This window comes from Paractinoplanes atraurantiacus, assembly GCF_900215205.1.
GTDB lineage: Bacteria > Actinomycetota > Actinomycetes > Mycobacteriales > Micromonosporaceae > Actinoplanes > Actinoplanes atraurantiacus.
Window position 1 is genome coordinate 27,890 of sequence record NZ_OBDY01000049.1, and the last position, 18,516, is coordinate 46,405.

An 18,516-nucleotide genomic window follows, 5' to 3' on the forward strand; every position below is an offset into this window, starting at 1 on the left:
GATAACCTCGTCCCATGCTGATCGCGACGGAACGGCTCATCCTGCGGCGCTTCCGCCCCACGGACGCGCCCGTGCTGGCCGGGTACCGCTCCGATCCGGCGGTCGCGCGCTACCAGTCGTGGGACGCGCCGTTCCCGCTGTTGCGGGCCGAGACGGCCGTCGCCAACTTCATGGCCTCCGACCCCGACAAGCCCGGCTGGTTCCAGTACGCGATCGAGCGCGCCGCCGAGCGCGACCTCATCGGCGACGTCGCGGTGCACCTGCACGACAACGCCCAGCAGGCCGAGATCGGCTTCACCCTGGCTTCGCAACATCAAAAACAGGGCTACGCCACGGAGGCCGTACGGGCCGTGCTGGACCGCCTTTTCCGCGTGCAGGGCCTGCACAAGGTGGCGGGGGAGTGCGACGCCCGTAACGTCGCCTCGGCCTCGCTCATGGAACGGCTCGGCTTCACCCGCGAGGGCCTGCTGCGCCAGCAGACGTTCATCAAGGGCGAGTGGACCGACGACCTGATCTACGGCCTCCTGGCCTCGGAATGGCTCCTGGATTGATCAACTAAGCCTTGATCCGTACAGTGCCCGCGTGACACAGCCCCTCCCGCCGAAACCGGCGACCGTCCGGGTCGCCTTCTCCTTCCAGCTCGCCGTCGTCGCGATGCTGCTCCTGTTCGTCGGCGCGGCCATCGCCAAGGCCGTCCACTACGACGGGCTGATCACCGAGGCCGCCCTGGCCCCCGGCACCGACCCGGCCGACGTGGCGAGCGAGCGCTCGTTCAACATGTCGGACACGCTGTTCCCGGCGATCCCCGCGCTGATCCTGGCCATCTGGCTGGGGGTGACGGCGTTCCTGGTCCGGCGGGGCAACAACGTCGGCCGCATCCTGACGTTCGTCGGCATGGGCGCCCCGGTGGCGCTGTTCCTGGCCGGCTGCCTGGTCGGCGGCATGGGCTTGTTCGTCTTCTTCGGCGGCCTGGCCGCCGGCGGCATCGACGAGGAGGACCCGTTCGCCGACGAGCCCTTCCCGGACGACACGGACTACTACTCGGGTACGTATCCCGGCGATGCCTTCTACGACCGCTTGTCCGCCCTCGACTCGACCGGCTGGAGCATCGCCTACGAGGTGATCAGCTTCTCCGCCCTGGCCTTGGCCCTGGCCTGCGCCATCGTCACAGTGGTCCTGCTCCTGGTCGGCCCGTCCAGCCGCTTCTTCCGCCCGGCCCGCCCCGGCGCTCCCGGCCCGCTCCACCCCTACGGCTACGGCATGCCGCCCGCCTACCCCGCCCCGTCCTACCCAGCGCCGCCGTTCCCCGGCCCGCCGTTCCCCAGCCCGCCGTTCCCCAGCGCGCCGTTCCCCGGCCCAGCGTTTCCCGGCCAGGCGTTCCCCGCGCCCACGCGCCCGGGCCCGGCGCCGGCCGCTCCCACCTATCCAGGCCATGCCTTCCCGGCACCCGGCTACCCCAGCGCGGCGTTCCCCGCGCCCACCTACCCCGGCTCGGCCTTCCCCCAGCCTTCGACGCCGTTCCCGCAACCGCCGGCGCCTTTCACCGAGCCTTCCCCCTACGCTCCACCGCCCCCGGCCTCCCCGGCCCAGGATCAGCCCGGCCCCACGTCGGCCTCCCCGGCCCAGGACGAGAACCAGTCCGGTCCTGCCCAGGCCTCCCCGGCCACGGATCAGCCGGGCTCCTCGGCGGCCTTCCCGGTCGAGAACCAGCCCGGCCCCGCCTTGGCTTCACCGGTCATGGATCAGCCCGGCCCCGCGCCGGTCCCCGCGCCCGCGGATTCGCCCGGCCTTTCAACCGCGCCGCTCACGAACCCGCCCGCGCCGCCTTCGTCTCCTTCGGCCTGAGCGCTGTTCGGCGGCTTCCGCATCGATACTGCTTGACGTCCTTCTCGCTGTAACCGAAGCTGTTACAGCGAGGAGGCATCGATGGCCGCGAACAGCCGTTTGACCATCGCCGTGCACGCGCTGGCCTGGCTGGCCCTGGCGCATCGGCGCGGCCGCGACGTGCTCACCTCCGACGAGGTGGCCGCCAGCATCAACGTCAACCCGGTGATCGCGCGCCGCAGCCTCGGCGACCTGCGCCGGGCCGGTCTGGTGGCTGTCCGGCACGGCACCGGCGCCGGCTGGCACCTCGCCCGCCCACCCGCCGAGATCCCTCTCAGCGACGTCCACGAGGCCGTCGAGGGCCCACCGATCTTCGCGCTGCACCACACCGAGCCCAACCTCGACTGCCCTGTCGGCCGCGGCATCCGCCCCGCCCTCAGCGACGTCTACGCCGGCGCCGAGCAGGCGCTGCACCGCGAGCTGGCCCGCACCTCGATAGCCGACGTCCTGCACCGCTCCCTGGAGGCACGATGATCGTCGAACTCCGCCAGTACTCCCTGCGTCCCGGCCGCCGCGACGACCTGATCGCCCTCTTCGACCGGGAGTTCGTCCACACCCAGGAAGCCGCCGGCATGCGGGTGATCGGCCAGTTCCGCGACCTGGACGACCCCGACCGCTTCGTCTGGCTGCGCGCTTTCCCCGACATGCCGTCCCGCGCGGCCGCCTTGACCGCCTTCTACACCGGCCCCACCTGGATGGCCCATCGAGCCGAGGCCAACGCCACGATGCTCGACAGCGACAACGTCCTCCTCCTGCGCCCCGCGACCGCCACCCCACCGTTCCCCACCGCTCCGGATAGCGGGGGCCCTTTCCTGGCCACGCTTCACTTCGGCGAACGGCCCTTCGGCGATGACTTCGCCGGGCTGGTCGCGGCGCGGGCCGCCGAGTTCGGAGTCGCCCCTCTGGCCCTGCTCACCACCGAGTACGCCGAGAACACCTTCCCGGCCCTCCCGGTACGCACGGGCGAGCACGTTTTCGCCTGGTTCGCCGGTTTTCCCGACGAGGATGCTCTCGCTGACCACTTGAAACGGTTCCCGCGCCTGACAGACTCGACGCGTCATCTGCGCCTGAGTCCTACCGCGGGTTCCCGCCTGCGCTGACCCGAACGAGGTGAGCCGCGTGCCGGTCGGACGCCTTCACCACCTGATCGTCGACTGCCCCGACCCCGGCGCTTCGGCGCGGTTCTGGAGCGAGGTGCTCGGTCAGCCCGTCACCTACGACGACGGCGACTTCGCGGTCGTCTCGGCCGACACCGCCACCTCCGGGCTCGCCTTTCAGCGGTCGCCCGATCAGCGGCCGGCGACCTGGCCCGACCCGGCCGTCCCGCAGCAGATGCACCTGGACGTCATGGTCGACGACCAGCCCGCGGCCGCCGAGGCCGTCCGGGCGCTCGGCGCGCGGCAACTGGACGGCGACTACGTCTTCGCCGATCCGGCCGGGCATCCGTTCTGCCTGATCCCGCGCCCGGGCTGGGCGCCGCCCGTGAATCAGGCTTAGGACTCCTTTAACGCCGGCACAGCGTGCCCATAGGCGATCTCCCGCGATCGTAGGACCGTCCGAAACGACTGGGAGGTCAACTGATGAAGAGCACTCGCACCGTCGTGGTGGCCGGCGTCGGCGTCCTGGCGGCCCTGGGCATCGCCGGTACCGCGCTGGCCGCCACCCGCGGCGAGAGCCCGGCCCGGGTCGCCGCCGCCCTGGCCGAGACACCGTCGGCCACGCCGAGCGACACCACCAGCCCCGCCCCGAGCGCCTCGACCCCGAGCGGCGGGGCGACCTCGAGCGGCTCCGCCGACCCGGCCGCGCCGGCCGGCGCCACCGTCGACGCGAACGGGGCGCGGGAGATCGCGTTGCGCGCGGTGCCGGGTGGCCAGGTCCACGAGGTGGAACTCGACGACGACGACAACGACCGCCAGGTCTGGGACGTCGACGTGCACGTCGGCGACGTCGAACACGAGATCGAGATCGACCCGGCCAGCGGAAAGGTCGTCCAGCACGAGACCGGCGACCGGGACGACGACCGCGGCGACGACAACGACGACGACTGACGAACGCCTTCACCCGGCCCGGCCACCCGTATGCGGGTGGCCGGGCTTCTCATGTGGGCGGGGCGGCCAGCTGAAGGCGCACCGAGGCGCCGCCGCCGGGACGGGCGCCGACGTCGAAGGTGGTGGCGACCTGGCGGGCGATGTCGAGGCCCAGGCCGGTGGAGCCGACGGCCGAGACGCCCCGCCGGGCCACCTCGAGGGTGAAGCCGGGGCCCTCGTCGGTCACCGTGAGGACGGCACCTGCGGGGGCGGCCGCCAGGCGTACCTCGAAAGCAGTTCCGTCCGGTGTGTGGGCGAAGACGTTGCCCAGCAGGGCGTCGAGGGCCGCGCCCAGCTCGTCGGGCGCCACGGCCACCGGCAGTGGGCCGGGTGGGATCTCCTGGGTGAGGGCGCGGCCGGTGTCCTCGGCCAGGACGGCCCAGAACGCCACCCGGTCGCGGACCACGGCCGCGGCGTCGCAATGGGGCGGGCCGGCCGGCTCGTCGCGGCGGCGGGCCTGCTGGATCAGGGCCGTCACCGCGCGCGCCACCTCGTCGGTGGCGGCCGAGACGCGGGCCGCCTCCTCGGGGTCGCGCAGGGACTCCGTCTCCAGGCGCAGGGCGGTCAGCGGGGTGCGGACCCGGTGGGACAGGTCGGCGACGCGTTCGCGCTCGGCGCTCAGCAGGACCTGGATGCGGTCGGCCAGGTGGTTGAGGGCGCCGGCGACCTCCCGCAGCTCGGCCGGGCCGGACGGGCTGGCCCGCACGGTCAGCTCGGCCCGGGCCAGGCGGTGGGAGACGGCCGAGAGCTCGGTGATCGGCGCCGTGATGGCCCGGGCCAGGCGGTCGGCCACCAGCAGGCTGAGCAAGACCAGGACGAGGCCCAGGCCGGTCAGGGTGAACCACGCGCGGCCCACGCCGTGACGCAGGTCGTCGTCGCTGACCACCGTGCTGACGACCGCGGTGCCGGACGCGCCGACCACCGGGACGACGATCTCGCGGTCGTCGTCCACGGCCACGGTCAGGGCTTCGCCGCGCGCGGCCGACAGGCGTACGGCCGGGCTGGGGTCTGTCTCGTGACCCAGAACGCTGCCGTCGGGGAAGAAGACCGACACGGGGACGGACTGGGCCGTGACCGCCAGCCGGATCGCGTCGCGGTCGCCGGAGCCGGCCAGCGGCACCACCGTGCGCAGCACGTCGTCGGCGCGGCTCATCGCCCGGTCCTCCGCCACCTGGCGCACCAGCAGGGCCAGCGGCACCAGGAAGGCCAGCAGCACGAGCACGGTGGTGGCGCCCACCAGCAGGGTCAGCCGGGCCCTCACGCGGGCCCGCTCAGCTTGACGCCGACACCCCGGACCGTGTGCAGGTAGCGCGGCTCCTGTGCCGTCTCGCCGAGCTTGCGGCGCAGCCAGGAGAGGTGGACGTCGACGGTCTTGTCGGCTCCGCCGTACGGCACCTGCCACACCTCGGTGAGCAGCTCGCGCTTGGTGACGACCTGGCCGGCACGCTGGGCCAGATGGTGCAGCAGCTCGAACTCGCGCGGGGTGAGCTCGACCGTCGCGCCGTCGAGGGTGACCACGCGGGCCGACGGGTCGATGCGCAGGCCGCCCACGGCCAGCACCGAGGGCGTCTCGCCGGGGGAGAAGCGGCGCAGCACGGCCCGGACGCGGGCGTCGAGCTGCGCCGCGGTGAACGGTTTGACCACGTAGTCGTCGGCGCCGGCGTCGAGCAGCCGGACCATCTCGCGCTCCTCGTCGCGGGCGGTGGCCACGATGACCGGGACCTGACTGATGGCCCGCAGCATGCGCAGCAGCTCGCGGCCGTCGAGGTCGGGCAGGCCCAGGTCGAGCACGATCAGGTCGGGCCGGTCGGCCAGGGCGGCCTGCAGGCCCTCCATCGCGGTGGGGGAGGCGGCCACGGCATGGCCCCGCTCGCGCAGGGCGCGCAGCAGGGTGGACCGGATCGCCGGGTCGTCCTCGATCAGCAGGAGTCTCGCCACGGATGAACGCTATCCGCTGGATCTGACGAAACCCGGCGCTCTTAACCGTCCCTTAGCGTTGCGCGGCGCCAGGCTTAGCCGGGCGGCGGGCATAGTTCCCTCATGCGCTTTCTCGACCGGACCTCGGTGATCGTCGCCGGCTGGACCGCCGCGGCGATCCTGGCCGTGCTGGTCGGCGTGGTCGGCATCGGCCTCGTCGGCTCGGGCCTGACCTCGGAGCGGGCCGCCACCGTGCTGCCGGAGGACGAGGTCGAGCGCGCCCTCGGCTCCGCACCGACGACGAATCCGACAAATCCGAAATCGGCGCCGGCGTCGAACGCGGCGAAAGGCCAAACCTTCAACACCATTGGGGGTACGGTCGTAGCCGCCTGCGACCGGATCATCTCGATGGCGCCCGCGCAGGGCTGGGCCGTGCACGACCAGGACCAGCGGGAGGGCGAGTTCCGCAACGGCCGCGACCGGGTAGAGGTCGAGCTGAGCTGCGTGAACGGCGCCCCCCGGCTGGAGGTCTCGAACGATTAGGCCTCGTGGCGCAGCCAGACCGCGCCCAGCGGCGGCACGCGCAGCGACACCGAGTGGTCGAAGCCGTGCCAGGGCATCTCGTCGGTGTGGACCTCGCCGAGGTTGCCCACGCCCGACCCCCCGTACGACTCACTGTCGGTGTTGATGACCTCGGCCCAGCGGCCCGGCCGCGGCAGGCCGATCCGGTAGCCCTCCTGCGGCACCGCCGCGAAGTTGACCACGCAGGCCATCGCGTCGCCGTTGGGCGCGAACCGGACGAACGAGAACGTGTTGTGCTGCGAGTCCTCGCTGGTGATCCAGCGGAAGCCGCTCGGCTCGGTGTCCTGCGACCAGATCGCCGGAGTGTCCCGGTAAACGTGGTTCAGGTCTTTGACCAGCGTCTTGATGCCGCCGAACTGCGGGTCGTCGAGCAGGTCCCAGTCGAGGCCGCGCTCCTCGCTCCACTCGCGCAGGTCACCCATCTCGCCGCCCATGAACAGCAGCTGCTTGCCGGTGAAGGCCCACATGAAGCCGAGCAGGGCCCGCGTGTTGGCCAGTTTCTGCCACAGGTCGCCGGGCATCTTGCCGGTCAGCGAGCCCTTGCCGTGCACGACCTCGTCGTGGCTGATCGGCAGGATGTAGTTCTCGCTCCACGCGTAGACCGTCGCGAAGGTCATCTGGTGGTGGTGCCACTGCCGGTGGATCGGCTCGTGCTCCATGTAGGACAGGGTGTCGTTCATCCAGCCCATGTTCCATTTGAAGCCGAAACCGAGCCCGCCGAGGTGGGTCGGGCGGGTGACGCCGGGCCACGCCGTCGACTCCTCGGCGACCGTGACGACGCCGGGGTTGTTCTTGTAGACGGTCGCGTTCATCTCCTGCAGGAAGCTGATCGCGTCGAGGTTCTCCCGGCCGCCGTACTGGTTCGGGGTCCACTCGCCGTCCTTGCGCGAGTAGTCGAGGTACAGCATCGAGGCGACCGCGTCGACCCGCAGGCCGTCGGCGTGGAACTCCTCGCACCAGTAGAGCGCGTTGGCCACCAGGAAGTTGCGGACCTCCTTGCGGCCGAAGTCGAAGACGTACGTACCCCAGTCGGGGTGTTCGCCGCGGCGCCAGTCGCCGTGCTCGTAGAGCGGGGTGCCGTCGAAGCGGGCGAGGGCCCACTCGTCCTTGGGGAAGTGCGCCGGCACCCAGTCGAGGATGACGCCGATGCCGGCCTGGTGCAGCTTGTCGACCAGGAACCGGAACTCGTCGGGGTTGCCGAAGCGCGACGTCGGCGCGAAGTATCCGGTGACCTGGTAGCCCCAGGACCCGCCGAAGGGGTGCTCCATGACCGGCATGAGCTCGACGTGCGTGAAGCCCATCTCCACGACGTAATCAACGAGCTCGGAAGCCAATTCGGTGTACGAGAGACCCGGCCGCCACGATCCAAGGTGCACCTCGTAGACGCTGGCCGGTTCCTGGTGCCACGTCTTGGAGGCCCGCGCGGTCATCCACTCGTCGTCGGCCCACTCGTAGGACGACGCGTACACGACGGAGGCGGTCGCCGGCGGGACCTCGGTGTGCTGCGCGAGCGGGTCGGCGTGCTCACGCCAGACGCCGTCCCGGCCGAGGATCTTGAACTTGTACTTGCTTCCGGTGTGCGCCTCCGGGACGTACACCTCCCAGACCCCGCTGCTGCCCAGCGAGCGCATCGGCCAGCCGTCGTACGGCCCCCAGCCGACGAAGTCGCCGATGACCTGCACACCGCGGGCCGACGGAGCCCACACCGCGAAGCCGACGCCGTCGCCCTTCGGCTGCGCGCCGAGCACCTTCCACAGCTTCTCGTGCCGGCCCTCGCCGATCAGGTGCAGGTCGAGCTCGCCCAGGGTCGGCAGGTGACGGTACGGGTCGTCGACCGTCGTCCCGTCCACGTCCAGCCGGTAGTCGAGCACCGTGCCCGGCAGCTCGGCGGCGAAGACGCCGTCCGGGTGCACCTTGGTCATCTCGGTGCGCTCGCCGTCGACCACGACGGCGACCGCCTTGGCGCCTTTGCGCAGGGTCCGGATGATCGTGTTGCCGCCGCCGGGGTGGGCGCCGAGCGTCGCGTGCGGGTCGTGGGTGTCGCCGGCCACCACGCTGTTCAGGGCGCGCTGGTCCGCGGCGAGCGAGGAGGAAACGGTCTGGCCGGTCACGGGAAGCTCCTTAGTCGAAAAGATCAGCCGACGAGCCGCGCGATGGACCGCAGGGGGATCCGCAGCCATCCGGGCCGGTGCCGGGCCTCGTACGCGGCCTCGTAGACCGCCTTGTCCAGCTCGTACGCCGACAGCAGCGACCCGAGCGAGCGCGGATCGACGCCGGAGGCGTGCGCGTATCCATCGCAGAACGCGGCCCGGTTACGGTCGATCCACTCACGGGCGCGGGCCGCCAGCGGCTCGTCGTCGTCCTGGTCGACCAGCAGCTGGTAGGCCGCGTACTCGTACGAGCGCAGGACACCGGCGACGTCGCGCAGCGGCGAGTCGGGCAGCCGCCGCTCGTCGAGGGGCTGCCCGGGCTCGCCCTCGAAATCGATCAGCAGCCAGCCCTCGGGAACGCGCAGCACCTGACCGAGGTGCAGGTCGCCGTGCACGCGCTGCACCTCGACCTGCTCGCCGGTGAGCCCGCGGAACTCGTCCTCGATCGCCGGCACGTACTGCTGGATCTCGGAGACCGAGTTGGCCGCCGTCCGCAGCCGGGCCAGCATGGCGTCGACCGGGAACGGCGACGGGCCCGAGCCGAGCTCGCGGGCCAGGTCGGCGTGCACCGAGGCGACGGCCTCACCGAGCCGGTACGACTCGCCCTGGAAGTCGCCGCCGACCTCGTCGGCGCCGTACTCGGAGTCGGCGAACAGGTCACGGGCCGACGCGGTCGCCATCGCCCAGCCCTCGGCCGAGTTCGCCGCGTACTGCGTCACCATGCCCAGCGGGCTCGGCTCGCCGCTCTCGGTCGTCTGGAACGAACCGAGCAGCTTGGCCACGTGCACGTTGCCGACGCGGCCGAGCACCCGGTTGAGCTCGATGTCGGGGTTGATGCCGGCCGAGACCCGGCGGAACACCTTGAGGATGGCGTCCTGCTCGAAGATGACGCTGGTGTTGCTCTGCTCGGCGTCGAAGACCCGCGGCCACGAGTCGACCGGGAACTCGGCACCCGGCTCCGGCTCGAAGATCACGTCGCCCCGGGTGCCGCCGGCCGCGATCAGCGCGAGCAGCTTGCGGGCCATGTTCGGGTCGTAGAGGGCGTCGTAGCCGGTGCGGTTGCCGGCCGTGCCGATCGTCGCGACCTCGCTGTACTCGACGATCGGGCCGGAGTCCCAGGCCACGATCACCTGGTACCGCTCGGAGCTGCCGTCGGTGTACTCCACGTCGATCAGCACCAGGTCGAGGTTGTCGTCGAGCGCCGTCGACGACGCTTCCTTGACCGACGACAAGGTGCGTGCTTTACCGGCGTACCACCTCTGCTGCGGCAGCCACTCGGCGAAAGGCAGCGTCATTGCTTCTCCTCGGACCCGCACAGCTGGAACCAGTAGAAGCCGTGCCCGGGGAGCGTCAGAAGGTACGGCAGCTGGCCGATGCGCGGGAAGTTCACGTGCCCGGTCAGTTCCACGGGTGTGTACCCGTTCCAGTGCTGCAGGTTCAGCTCGATCGGTTGCGGGAAGCGCGACAGGTTGTTCACGCACAGGACGACGTCGTCGCCGTCCTCGCGCAGGTACGCCAGCACCGACGGGTTCGATCCGCCCAACTCGCGGAACGTGCCGACGGCGAACGCTTCGTGGCGGCGTCGCACCGCCAGCATCGTACGCGTCCAGTTCAGCAACGACGTGGAACTGTCGCGCTGGGCCTCGACGTTCACCGCCTGGTAGCCGTAGACCGGGTCCTGGTTGGCCGGCAGGTACAGCCGCCCGGGGTTCGCCGTGGAGAAGCCGGCGTTGCGGTCGGGCGTCCACTGCATCGGCGTACGGACGCCGTCGCGGTCGCCCAGCCAGATGTTGTCGCCCATGCCGATCTCGTCGCCGTAATAGAGGACCGGCGAGCCGGGCAGCGACAACAGCAGCGCGGTGAACAGCTCCATCTGGTTGCGGTCGTTCTCCAGCAGGGGCGCCAGCCGCCGCCGGATGCCGACGTTGGCCTTCATCCGCGGATCCTTGGCGTACTCGCCGTACATGTAGTCGCGTTCTTCGTCGGTGACCATCTCGAGCGTGAGCTCGTCGTGGTTGCGCAGGAAGATGCCCCACTGGCAGTTGTCCGGGATGGCCGGTGTCTGTGCCAGGATCTCCGAGATCGGGAAACGGGACTCACGCCGTACGGCCATGAAGATCCGCGGCATCAGCGGGAAGTGGAATGCCATGTGGCACTCGTCGCCGCCGGTCTTCGGATCGCCGAAGTACTCGACGACGTCGGCCGGCCACTGGTTGGCCTCGGCCAGTAGCACCCGGCCCGGGAACTCGTCGTCGATCACCTTGCGGCAGTGCTTGAGGAACGCGTGCGTCTCGGGCAGGTTCTCGCCGTTGGTGCCCTCACGCTCGTACAGGTAAGGCACCGCGTCCAGCCGGAAGCCGTCGATGCCGAGGTCGAGCCAGAAGCGCAGGACGTCGAGCATCGCCTCCTGCACGGCCGGGTTGTCGTAGTTGAGGTCGGGCTGGTGCGAGAAGAACCGGTGCCAGAAGAACTGCCGGCGCACCGGGTCGAACGTCCAGTTGGACTCCTCGGTGTCGACGAAGATGACCCGGGCGTCGGGGTACTTGTCGCTGGTGTCGCTCCAGACGTAGAAGTCGCCGTACGGCCCGTCGGGGTCACGCCGGGACTCCTGGAACCACAGGTGCTGGTCGCTGGTGTGGTTCATTACCAGGTCGGTGATGACCCGGATGCCGCGCTTGTGCGCCGCCTCGAGCAGGGCCACGAAGTCCTCGACCGTGCCGAACTCCGGCAGCACCTTGTAGAAGTCGCTGATGTCGTAGCCGCCGTCGCGCAGCGGCGACTGGTAGAACGGCGGCAGCCACAGGCAGTCGACGCCCAGCCACTGCAGATAGTCGAGCCGCTCGATCAGGCCGCGCAGGTCGCCGGAGCCGTCCGCGCTCGAGTCGTAGAACGCCCGGACCAGGACCTCGTAGAAGACGGCGCGCTGGAACCACGTCCGGTCGGCCGGAAGGGCCCGTGCGTGACCGAAGTCCTCCGCGCTCGGGTGCTCGACCACGCCGTCCTCGACGTGGCTGCCTTCCGTGGGATCGAGACCCTCCGCCGGATCAAGGTCGAGATCGTTTTTCTGGTCCATCAGGTTCCCCACCTACCCACCCGCAGGTATTTGAATCTTGTTACTGCGCCGGTTGTACGACGAAGACGTGCGCCGGCTCCACGTACGGATCGATGCGTACCGCGTTGTGCTGACCCCATTCGTAGGTCGCGCCGGTGATCTGGTCGACGACCGTGAACCGCTCGTGCCAGTCCTTGCCCAGAGCCGGCATGTCCAGCACGGTGTTGCCCCACTGCACGTTCGCCGAGTCGAACGTGACGACCACCAGAACGGTGTTGCCGGTGTCGGGGTCACGCTTGGAGAAACAGAGCAGGTTGCTGTTGTCGATCTCGTGGAAGCGCAGGTTGCGCAGCCAGTGCAGGGCCGGGTTCTCGTCGCGGATCTGATTGAGGCGGCCGATGTACGGAGCCAGCGAGCGGCCCGCTTTCTCGGCGCCGGCCCAGTCGCGCGGCTTGAGCTCGAACTTCTCGTTGTCGATGTACTCCTCGGCGCCCGGCCGGGCCACGTGCTCGAAGAGCTCGAACCCGGAGTACATGCCCCAGGACGGCGTGAGCATGCTGGCCAGCACCGAACGGATCTTGAACATCGGCGGGCCGCCGTGCTGCAGCGACTCGTGCAGGATGTCGGGAGTGTTCGGCCAGAAGTTGGGCCGCATCCAGTCGATCGTGGTCAGCAGCTGCTCCATGTACTGCCGCATCTCCCAGGCCGTGGTGCGCCAGGTGAAGTACGTGTACGACTGGGTGAAGCCGATCTTGCCGAGCCCGTTCATCATGGCCGGCCGGGTGAACGCCTCGGCCAGGAACAGCACGTCCGGGTCGGACTCCTTGACCTTGGCGATCAGCCACTGCCAGAAGTTCAGCGCCTTGGTGTGCGGGTTGTCGACCCGGAAGATCTTGACGCCGTTCCCGACCCAGTGCATGACCACGCGGTAGACCTCGTCGCGCAGGCCCTTGTAGTCGTTGTCCCAGTTCAGCGGGTAGATGTCCTGGTACTTCTTGGGCGGGTTCTCGGCGAAGGCGATGGTGCCGTCGGCCCGGGTCGTGAAGAACTCGGGGTGCTCACGGACCCACGGGTGGTCGGGCGCGGCCTGCAGCGCCAGGTCCATGGCGACCTCCATGCCGTGGTCCTGAGCGACGCCGATGAACCGGCGGAAGTCCTCGAGGGTGCCCAGCTGCGGGTGGATCGCGTCGTGGCCGCCCTCGTCGGAGCCGATCGCCCACGGCGAGCCGACATCCTCGGGCCGGGCCACCAGGGTGTTGTTGCGGCCCTTGCGGTTGACCTTGCCGATCGGGTGGATCGGCGGCAGGTAGAGCACGTTGAAGCCGAGCGCGGCCACGGCCGGGATCCGCTCGGCGGCGGTGGCGAACGTGCCGTGCTTGATCGGGGTGGCCTCGGGGCCGATCTCGGCGCCCTCGGAGCGCGGGAAGAACTCGTACCAGGCCGAGTAGAGGGCGCGCTTGCGGTCGACCCAGATGGCGTACGACCGGGTGGTCGTGACCAGCTGGCGCACCGGGTTGTGCCAGAGCAGCTCTTCGAGGTCGAGCGCGGGGGAGACCCGGGCGAACAGTGAGCGCTGCTCGTCGCGCAGGGCCGAGGCGGCGTCGCGGACCCGGTCCTCGTCGTGACCCGGGACGATCTTGGCGGCCAGGTCGAGCACCTCGGCGCCCTCGTAGAGGTCGTTCGCGAGGTCCTCCAGGCCCTGCCCGGCGCCGATCTTCTTCACCACGGCGTCGCGCCACGTCCGGTAAGGATCGTCGAACGCCTCCACGGTGAACGTCCACCGGCCGACCCGGTCGGGACGGATGGTGCCGTGCCACTGGTCGAGGCCGGGCTCGCCGGGCCGCATGCGGGTGAACGGCTCGGTCTCGCCGTCGGGACCACGCCATACCACGTTCACGCCGAGCGCGTGGTGTCCTTCGCGATAGGACACAGCGGAGACCGGCACGAGCTCGCCGACGACCGCCTTTGCCGGGTAGCGGCCACAGGACACCGAGGGCGTGACGTCCTCGATGGGAAAACGACCGGTCATGATCTCCACCGTAGTCAGAAGGGCGCGGGCGGGGTCGGCGAAACCAAGACCGCCGTCAGGGCATACTTCTCCGCTGTGGAGGCGCCGCAAACGGTCACGTGCCGATGCGACTCAACCTACCGGAGCCGGACCCGGCAGGCTCATCCTGCTCCCCTCCGCTCATGCTTACCGACTTTGATCATCGGGACGTTACCGGGGAGCAAAATCAAATTTCCCACGCGTCTCATCGGGAGTGCGTTGGTTGCCGACCGGTCCCACTCCGGTCACCCCGCTCAAACCGGCCCGCCCGCCCGCCGAGAAGAACCCCGTGACGCCACATCGCCCTGATGCCGGCGCCGTTAACGGAGGAGCACCCCACGTGGCCGGACCGTCTGTCGAGCTGTCGCCCGTCATCGCGGCCAGCACCCACTGGTTGTCCCGGGCCTACCCCGCCGGTAGCCCCGACACCATCGCCCACACGCTGTCGGAGCTCCAGGCCCGGCAGGCCGTGACGGTTGCCGCGTGGTTGCGATACCCGACCGAGGTCGACGCCGCGCTGGTCGCGATCGCCGGCCCGGGCGGCTCGGCGGTGCTGGACTGGCGCGTCGGCAGCGAGCCCGAGGACGAGGAGGCCGAGGAGGAGGGCTGGCGCACCTGGGTCGACGAGGTCGTCGTCAGCTGGGCCGCCTGCCTGCTGGCCGACCCGGCCCTGGCCCGCCGCGCGGTCGACGCGGTCGCCGCGGCCGTCCCGCTGAGCGAGGACCGGCCGCTGCCGTTCCCGCGCCGGGCCGGCGGCACCCCGAACGAGTTCCGCCGCCTGCTCGAGCCCGACCAGCGCGACCGTGACGCGGCCGTCCTGCTGCGCCACCCCGACCTGCTCGAGCCGGTGGCCGAGATGCACCGCGACACCCTGCTCTACCTGCTCGATGCGGAGCGGACCACGCCTGTCGTCTGACCGCCGGCACCCCTTCGGGGGTGCCGGCCTTTTTTGTTTGCAGCATTCTGGGCAGGCGGGCCGTTAGGGGTGCATAGCTCACTTCATTGAGGGAAGCAGGGTGCGCGGATGCGGGACGCGGACGGCTTCGACGAGTTCTACCGGGACACCTCGGCGCGCATGCTGCGCTACGGCTACGCGATGACCGGTGACCTCGCCGAAGCGCAGGATGTGGTGCAGGAGGCGTACACGAGGGCCTGGCGCAACTGGCGCACGGTCGCCGCCCACCCGGCCCCCGAGGGCTGGCTGCGCCTGGTCGTGGCCCGGCTCGCCACCGACCGCTGGAGGCGGCTCTCCGGCTGGCGGGCGGCGGTCAGACGGGCGGGCCCGCCGGAACCGGTGGCCCCGCCGAGCGAGGACGCGGTGATCCTGACCGCGGCCCTGCGCCGCCTGTCGCCGAACCTGCGCCAGGCGGTCGCCCTGCACTACCTGTTCGTCCTGCCGGTGTCGGCGATAGCGGCCGAGACCGGCGCCGCCGTCGGCACGGTCACGTCCTGGCTGCACCGGGGCCGGGCCGAGCTGGCCGGCATCCTCGCTTCCACCCGCCTGCCGGAGGCCACCGATGTCGAATGAGCTGGAGAACGCCTTCGCGGCCCTGTCCAGGGACGCGAGCCGGGGCCGCCTGCTGCCCGCGGCCGAGGTGCGCCACCAGTCCGACCGCCGGGCCGTGCGCCGGGGGGTCCTCACGGTCACCGCGGCGGCGGTGGTGATCGCCGGGGCCTTCGGGACGGGCTGGGCCCTGGGCGGCGACGACCATGGTCAGCGCCTGATCCTCCCGGCCGTCTCGCCTTCGCCTTCGCCTGCGCTGCCTTCGCCGGCGCCGTCGGTCTTGCCTTCTCCACCGGCCAAGCCGGTGTCCACGCCGCCCTCGACCGTCTCCCGGACCTCCAGCCCGCCGCCCGCCCTGCCGAAGTCGATCCCCGCGCGGGCGATGCTGAGCAAGGCGGACGGGGAGTTCTCACGCCTCACGGAGATCTGGGACCCCACCCGCCTCTGCGGCGAGGCGCGCTTCCCCAGCGCGGCCGTGCGCGCCTCGGTGCGGGTGGTCTACAAACGTCCCGGGCTGGGCGCCGAGCACGTCCCCGACGACGTCGTCTACAACACGGTCTCGGTCTACCGGGGGAGCGGAGCCGAGGACTTCCTCGACGAGCTCCGCGACGCCGTACGCCGATGCCCCACCGGCGGCGAGGGAACCCCGCCGCCGAAGTACCGCTCGCTCGGCTCCCCAGGCCTGGGCGAGGAGTCCCTGATGATCGAGCGCTCGGCGGTGGGCCGCACCGGCACGGGCGAACCCGACCCGAACGCCGAACCCCAGCTCACCTACATCGTCGCCATCCGCTCCGGCGACGCCGTAACGCTCCTGGACACCACAGGCTGGGAGAACTTCAGCTCCATCCGCTCCTCGGTCGACACCCTGGCCGAAACCGCCGCCGACCGCCTCACCGCCTGGCGTCCCTGAGCCCTGACACTCGTTCCTTTAGCCCGTTCTCCTCGCCCCACCTTCCCTCGACCGCGCGGCCTTACCTTGACCGCGCGGCCCTACCTCGTACCGCGCAACTTCGTTCAACCGCGCGGCCTTCGTTCAACCGCGCGGCCTTCCGCCAACCGCGCGGCCTTCCTTCAAACCGCGCGGCTGTTCCCGACCGCGCGGACAAATCGGTCTTCCGAGCAATTAAGCCAGGCGGGCCGGGAAGCCTCCGGTGGCGATCGGGCCCCAGCGGTCGATCGTGACCCGGATCAGCGATTTGCCCTGGTCACGCATGGCCTGCCGGTATTCGTCCCAGTTCGGGTGTTCGCCCGAGATCACGCGGAAGTACTCGACCAGCGGCTCCACCGAATCCGGCAGATCGATCACCTCGGCCGTGCCGTCGACCTGCACCCACGCCCCGTTGAACTCGTCGGACTCCACCAGGACCGACACGAGCGGGTTGCGCCGGATGTTCAGCGCCTTGGCCCGCTCCGGATAGGTCGAGATGACGATGCGGCCCTCGGCGTCGACCCCGCACGTGTTCGGCGAGGCCTGCGGCCGGCCGTCGCGGCGGGTCGTCATCAGAATGGCCTTGTGGCGCGGCCGCAGGAACTCGAGCAGCTCCTCGCGGCTCACCTTGGTGTTGGTGGCGATCGTGCGGGCCATCAGCCGGCCACCCGGGCGCCGGCCTCGTGCGGCGTCACGCCGCCCGGGGAGGCCGCCTTGGCGTCGGTCTCGGCGGTCACCGCGGCGCCGATGATGCCGGCGTTGTTGAGCAGCGTGGCCGGCACCATCGGCGTCCGGATGTCGATCAGCGGCAGGAACCGGTCGGCCTTCTTGCTGACGCCGCCGCCGATGATGAACAGCCGCGGCGAGAGCAGCATCTCGACGTGGCGGAGGTAGTTGCCGACCCGGTTGGCCCACTTTTCCCAGCTCAGGTCCTCGGTCTCGCGGGCCCGGTCGGAGGCGCGGCTCTCGGCGTCGTGCCCGTCGAGCTCGAGGTGGCCGAACTCGGTGTTCGGGATCAGGGTGCCGTCGAGGAACAGGGCGCTGCCGATGCCCGTACCGAAAGTCAGCATCATGACCAGACCGGCCTGGTCCTTGCCGGCGCCGAAGGCGACCTCGGCCGCGCCCGCCGCGTCGGCGTCGTTGAGCACGCTGACCGGCATGCCGAGCCGGTCGCTGAACAGCTGGGCCGCCGGCGCGTCGAGCCACGACTTGTCCACGTTCGCCGCGGTGCGGGTGACGCCGTCGACCACGACGCCGGGGAAGGTGACGCCGACCCGGTCGAATCCGTCGAACTGCGCCGCCACCTGGGCGACCGCCTCGACGACGCTGGTGACGTCGGAAGGCTGCGGAGTGGGCACGCGGAACCGCTCCGCGAGCAGCTCGCCCCTGACGGTGTCGACCGGCGCGCCCTTGACTCCGGAGCCGCCGATGTCGATGCCGAGAATGGCCATCCCTGTTTCCCGTCTGGAGACTTCGTGTGTTTCCCGTTGTTTACCACGGGGGACCGACATTAAATCCCCGCCGCGTCACCCGCTTGGCGCTCGGGGGCCGGGGTTGTCGAGCGTCACTCGGACGTTCGGCTAGGCAACCCTCCCCTCATCGGCTAGCGTGGAATAACTGAACGGTCGCCGCTAGCGGGCACGGCTCTCTGCCCGTGATGGAGGACCAAACCCATGCTTTTGTCGTACGCAGACCAGGCAGTTGCCCAGGAGACCGCGGCCGACCTGCTGGCCGCCATGTCGGCGCTCCCCACTGACCACCCCGGCCGAGCACATGCCCGCGACCGGGCGATCGAGGCCTGGCTGCCGCTGGCCCGCCACCTCGCCCACCGCTACTCCGGCCGCGGCGAGCCCACCGACGACCTCGTGCAGACCGCCAACGTCGGCCTGATCAAGGCGATCGACAAGTTCGACCCCGAGCGCGGCGTCGACTTCGCCGGCTACGCGATCCCCACCATCATCGGTGAGATCAAGCGCCACTTCCGCGACCGCACCTGGTCCGTCCGCGTCCCGCGCCGCCTGCAGGAACTGCGCCTGGCCATCACCGAGGCCAACAGCACCCTGACCCACAGCCTCGGCCGCTCCCCGACCGTCGCCGACGTCGCCGCCCACCTGGGCGTCACCGAGGAAGACGTCCTGGAAGGCCTCGAAGGCGCCCGCGCCTACAACGCCACCTCCCTGTCGACCCCGATCTCGGCCGACGGCACCACCGAGCTCGGCGACACCCTCGGCGGCGAGGACACCGAGTTCGAACTCGCCGAGACCCGCGTCGCCCTCGGCCCCGCCCTGGCCACCCTCGACGAGCGCGAGCAGAAGATCCTCACCCTGCGCTTCTACGGCAACCTGACCCAGTCGCAGATCGCCGA

Annotated in this window: 19 protein-coding genes; 11 read left to right on the top strand and 8 right to left on the bottom strand. The window is 70.8% G+C overall.

All coding sequences use genetic code 11. From position 1 onward, the window contains the following. The first annotated feature begins 14 nt into the window (after window positions 1-14). From CRP55_RS49455 to CRP55_RS49480, 6 genes are all read left to right on the top strand, one after another. Complete coding sequence (locus CRP55_RS49455; protein ID WP_097329067.1) at window positions 15-551, top strand: GNAT family N-acetyltransferase; 537 nt, start codon at window positions 15-17, stop codon at window positions 549-551. A 31-nt stretch (window positions 552-582) separates the two neighbouring features. Beyond that, complete coding sequence (locus CRP55_RS53750; RefSeq protein WP_097329068.1) at window positions 583-1,845, top strand: hypothetical protein; 1,263 nt, start codon at window positions 583-585, stop codon at window positions 1,843-1,845. Between the two features lie 81 nt (window positions 1,846-1,926). Continuing rightward, window positions 1,927-2,358 carry an Rrf2 family transcriptional regulator gene (locus tag CRP55_RS49465; RefSeq protein WP_097329069.1) on the top strand — a complete coding sequence of 144 codons (432 nt, stop codon included), beginning with the start codon at window positions 1,927-1,929 and terminating at the stop codon, window positions 2,356-2,358. Beyond that, the gene (locus CRP55_RS49470; RefSeq protein WP_097329070.1) at window positions 2,355-2,984 is read left to right on the top strand and encodes an NIPSNAP family protein; all 630 of its coding nucleotides are present in this window, start codon (window positions 2,355-2,357) and stop codon (window positions 2,982-2,984) included. The genes CRP55_RS49465 and CRP55_RS49470 overlap by 4 nt, the downstream gene beginning before the upstream one ends. A gap of 10 nt (window positions 2,985-2,994) precedes the next feature. Beyond that, window positions 2,995-3,381 (top strand): VOC family protein, encoded by a 387-nt coding sequence (locus CRP55_RS49475; protein ID WP_097329071.1) that lies wholly within the window; start codon window positions 2,995-2,997, stop codon window positions 3,379-3,381. An 83-nt stretch (window positions 3,382-3,464) separates the two neighbouring features. Next, window positions 3,465-3,932, top strand: coding sequence for a PepSY domain-containing protein (locus CRP55_RS49480; RefSeq protein ID WP_097329072.1), 468 nt, complete (start codon window positions 3,465-3,467; stop codon window positions 3,930-3,932). Between the two features lie 49 nt (window positions 3,933-3,981). On the opposite strand, the gene CRP55_RS49485 is transcribed toward CRP55_RS49480, so the two are convergent. Continuing rightward, window positions 3,982-5,232 (bottom strand): HAMP domain-containing sensor histidine kinase, encoded by a 1,251-nt coding sequence (locus CRP55_RS49485; protein ID WP_097329073.1) that lies wholly within the window; start codon window positions 5,230-5,232, stop codon window positions 3,982-3,984. Further along, a complete protein-coding gene (locus CRP55_RS49490; protein ID WP_097329074.1) occupies window positions 5,229-5,909 on the bottom strand; it encodes a response regulator transcription factor in 681 nt (226 codons plus the stop codon). The genes CRP55_RS49485 and CRP55_RS49490 overlap by 4 nt, the downstream gene beginning before the upstream one ends. Window positions 5,910-6,011: 102 nt before the next feature. Here CRP55_RS49490 and CRP55_RS49495 point away from each other — a divergent pair, with 102 nt between their 5' ends. Then, window positions 6,012-6,431, top strand: coding sequence for a hypothetical protein (locus CRP55_RS49495; protein WP_179855693.1), 420 nt, complete (start codon window positions 6,012-6,014; stop codon window positions 6,429-6,431). Here the strand turns inward: CRP55_RS49495 and glgB are convergent. The 4 genes from glgB to CRP55_RS49515 all read right to left on the bottom strand — a co-directional run bounded on the left by glgB (window position 6,428) and on the right by CRP55_RS49515 (window position 13,701). Continuing rightward, window positions 6,428-8,533: a 1,4-alpha-glucan branching protein GlgB gene (gene glgB / locus CRP55_RS49500; RefSeq protein ID WP_097329087.1), complete on the bottom strand. Its 2,106-nt coding sequence runs from the start codon at window positions 8,531-8,533 to the stop codon at window positions 6,428-6,430. The two genes, CRP55_RS49495 and glgB, sit on opposite strands and share 4 nt — an antisense overlap. Window positions 8,534-8,604: 71 nt before the next feature. After that, window positions 8,605-9,915, bottom strand: coding sequence for a maltokinase N-terminal cap-like domain-containing protein (locus CRP55_RS49505; protein WP_097329075.1), 1,311 nt, complete (start codon window positions 9,913-9,915; stop codon window positions 8,605-8,607). Beyond that, on the bottom strand, window positions 9,912-11,693 hold the full coding sequence (gene treS, locus CRP55_RS49510; RefSeq protein ID WP_097329076.1) for a maltose alpha-D-glucosyltransferase: 1,782 nt from the start codon (window positions 11,691-11,693) through the stop codon (window positions 9,912-9,914). Before treS ends, CRP55_RS49505 begins: the two co-directional genes overlap by 4 nt. A gap of 40 nt (window positions 11,694-11,733) precedes the next feature. Next, entirely contained in the window at window positions 11,734-13,701 is a 1,968-nt protein-coding gene (locus CRP55_RS49515) for an alpha-1,4-glucan--maltose-1-phosphate maltosyltransferase (protein WP_097329088.1), read from the bottom strand. A gap of 358 nt (window positions 13,702-14,059) precedes the next feature. Here CRP55_RS49515 and CRP55_RS49520 point away from each other — a divergent pair, with 358 nt between their 5' ends. From CRP55_RS49520 to CRP55_RS49530, 3 genes are all read left to right on the top strand, one after another. Next, window positions 14,060-14,635 (top strand): hypothetical protein, encoded by a 576-nt coding sequence (locus CRP55_RS49520; RefSeq protein ID WP_097329077.1) that lies wholly within the window; start codon window positions 14,060-14,062, stop codon window positions 14,633-14,635. Between the two features lie 108 nt (window positions 14,636-14,743). Beyond that, the gene (locus CRP55_RS49525; RefSeq protein WP_097329078.1) at window positions 14,744-15,247 is read left to right on the top strand and encodes a sigma-70 family RNA polymerase sigma factor; all 504 of its coding nucleotides are present in this window, start codon (window positions 14,744-14,746) and stop codon (window positions 15,245-15,247) included. Continuing rightward, window positions 15,237-16,133, top strand: a complete 897-nt coding sequence (locus tag CRP55_RS49530; protein ID WP_097329079.1) for a hypothetical protein — start codon at window positions 15,237-15,239, stop codon at window positions 16,131-16,133. The genes CRP55_RS49525 and CRP55_RS49530 overlap by 11 nt, the downstream gene beginning before the upstream one ends. A 213-nt stretch (window positions 16,134-16,346) precedes the next feature. Here the strand turns inward: CRP55_RS49530 and CRP55_RS49535 are convergent, their stop codons facing one another. Both CRP55_RS49535 and ppgK read right to left on the bottom strand, forming a co-directional pair. Next, complete coding sequence (locus CRP55_RS49535; protein ID WP_097329080.1) at window positions 16,347-16,808, bottom strand: PPOX class F420-dependent oxidoreductase; 462 nt, start codon at window positions 16,806-16,808, stop codon at window positions 16,347-16,349. Next, entirely contained in the window at window positions 16,808-17,602 is a 795-nt protein-coding gene (gene ppgK / locus CRP55_RS49540) for a polyphosphate--glucose phosphotransferase (protein WP_097329081.1), read from the bottom strand. Before ppgK ends, CRP55_RS49535 begins: the two co-directional genes overlap by 1 nt. Window positions 17,603-17,824: 222 nt before the next feature. Here ppgK and CRP55_RS49545 point away from each other — a divergent pair. After that, window positions 17,825-18,516: SigB/SigF/SigG family RNA polymerase sigma factor (locus tag CRP55_RS49545; RefSeq protein WP_097329082.1), on the top strand; the 692-nt coding region annotated here is incomplete at its 3' end.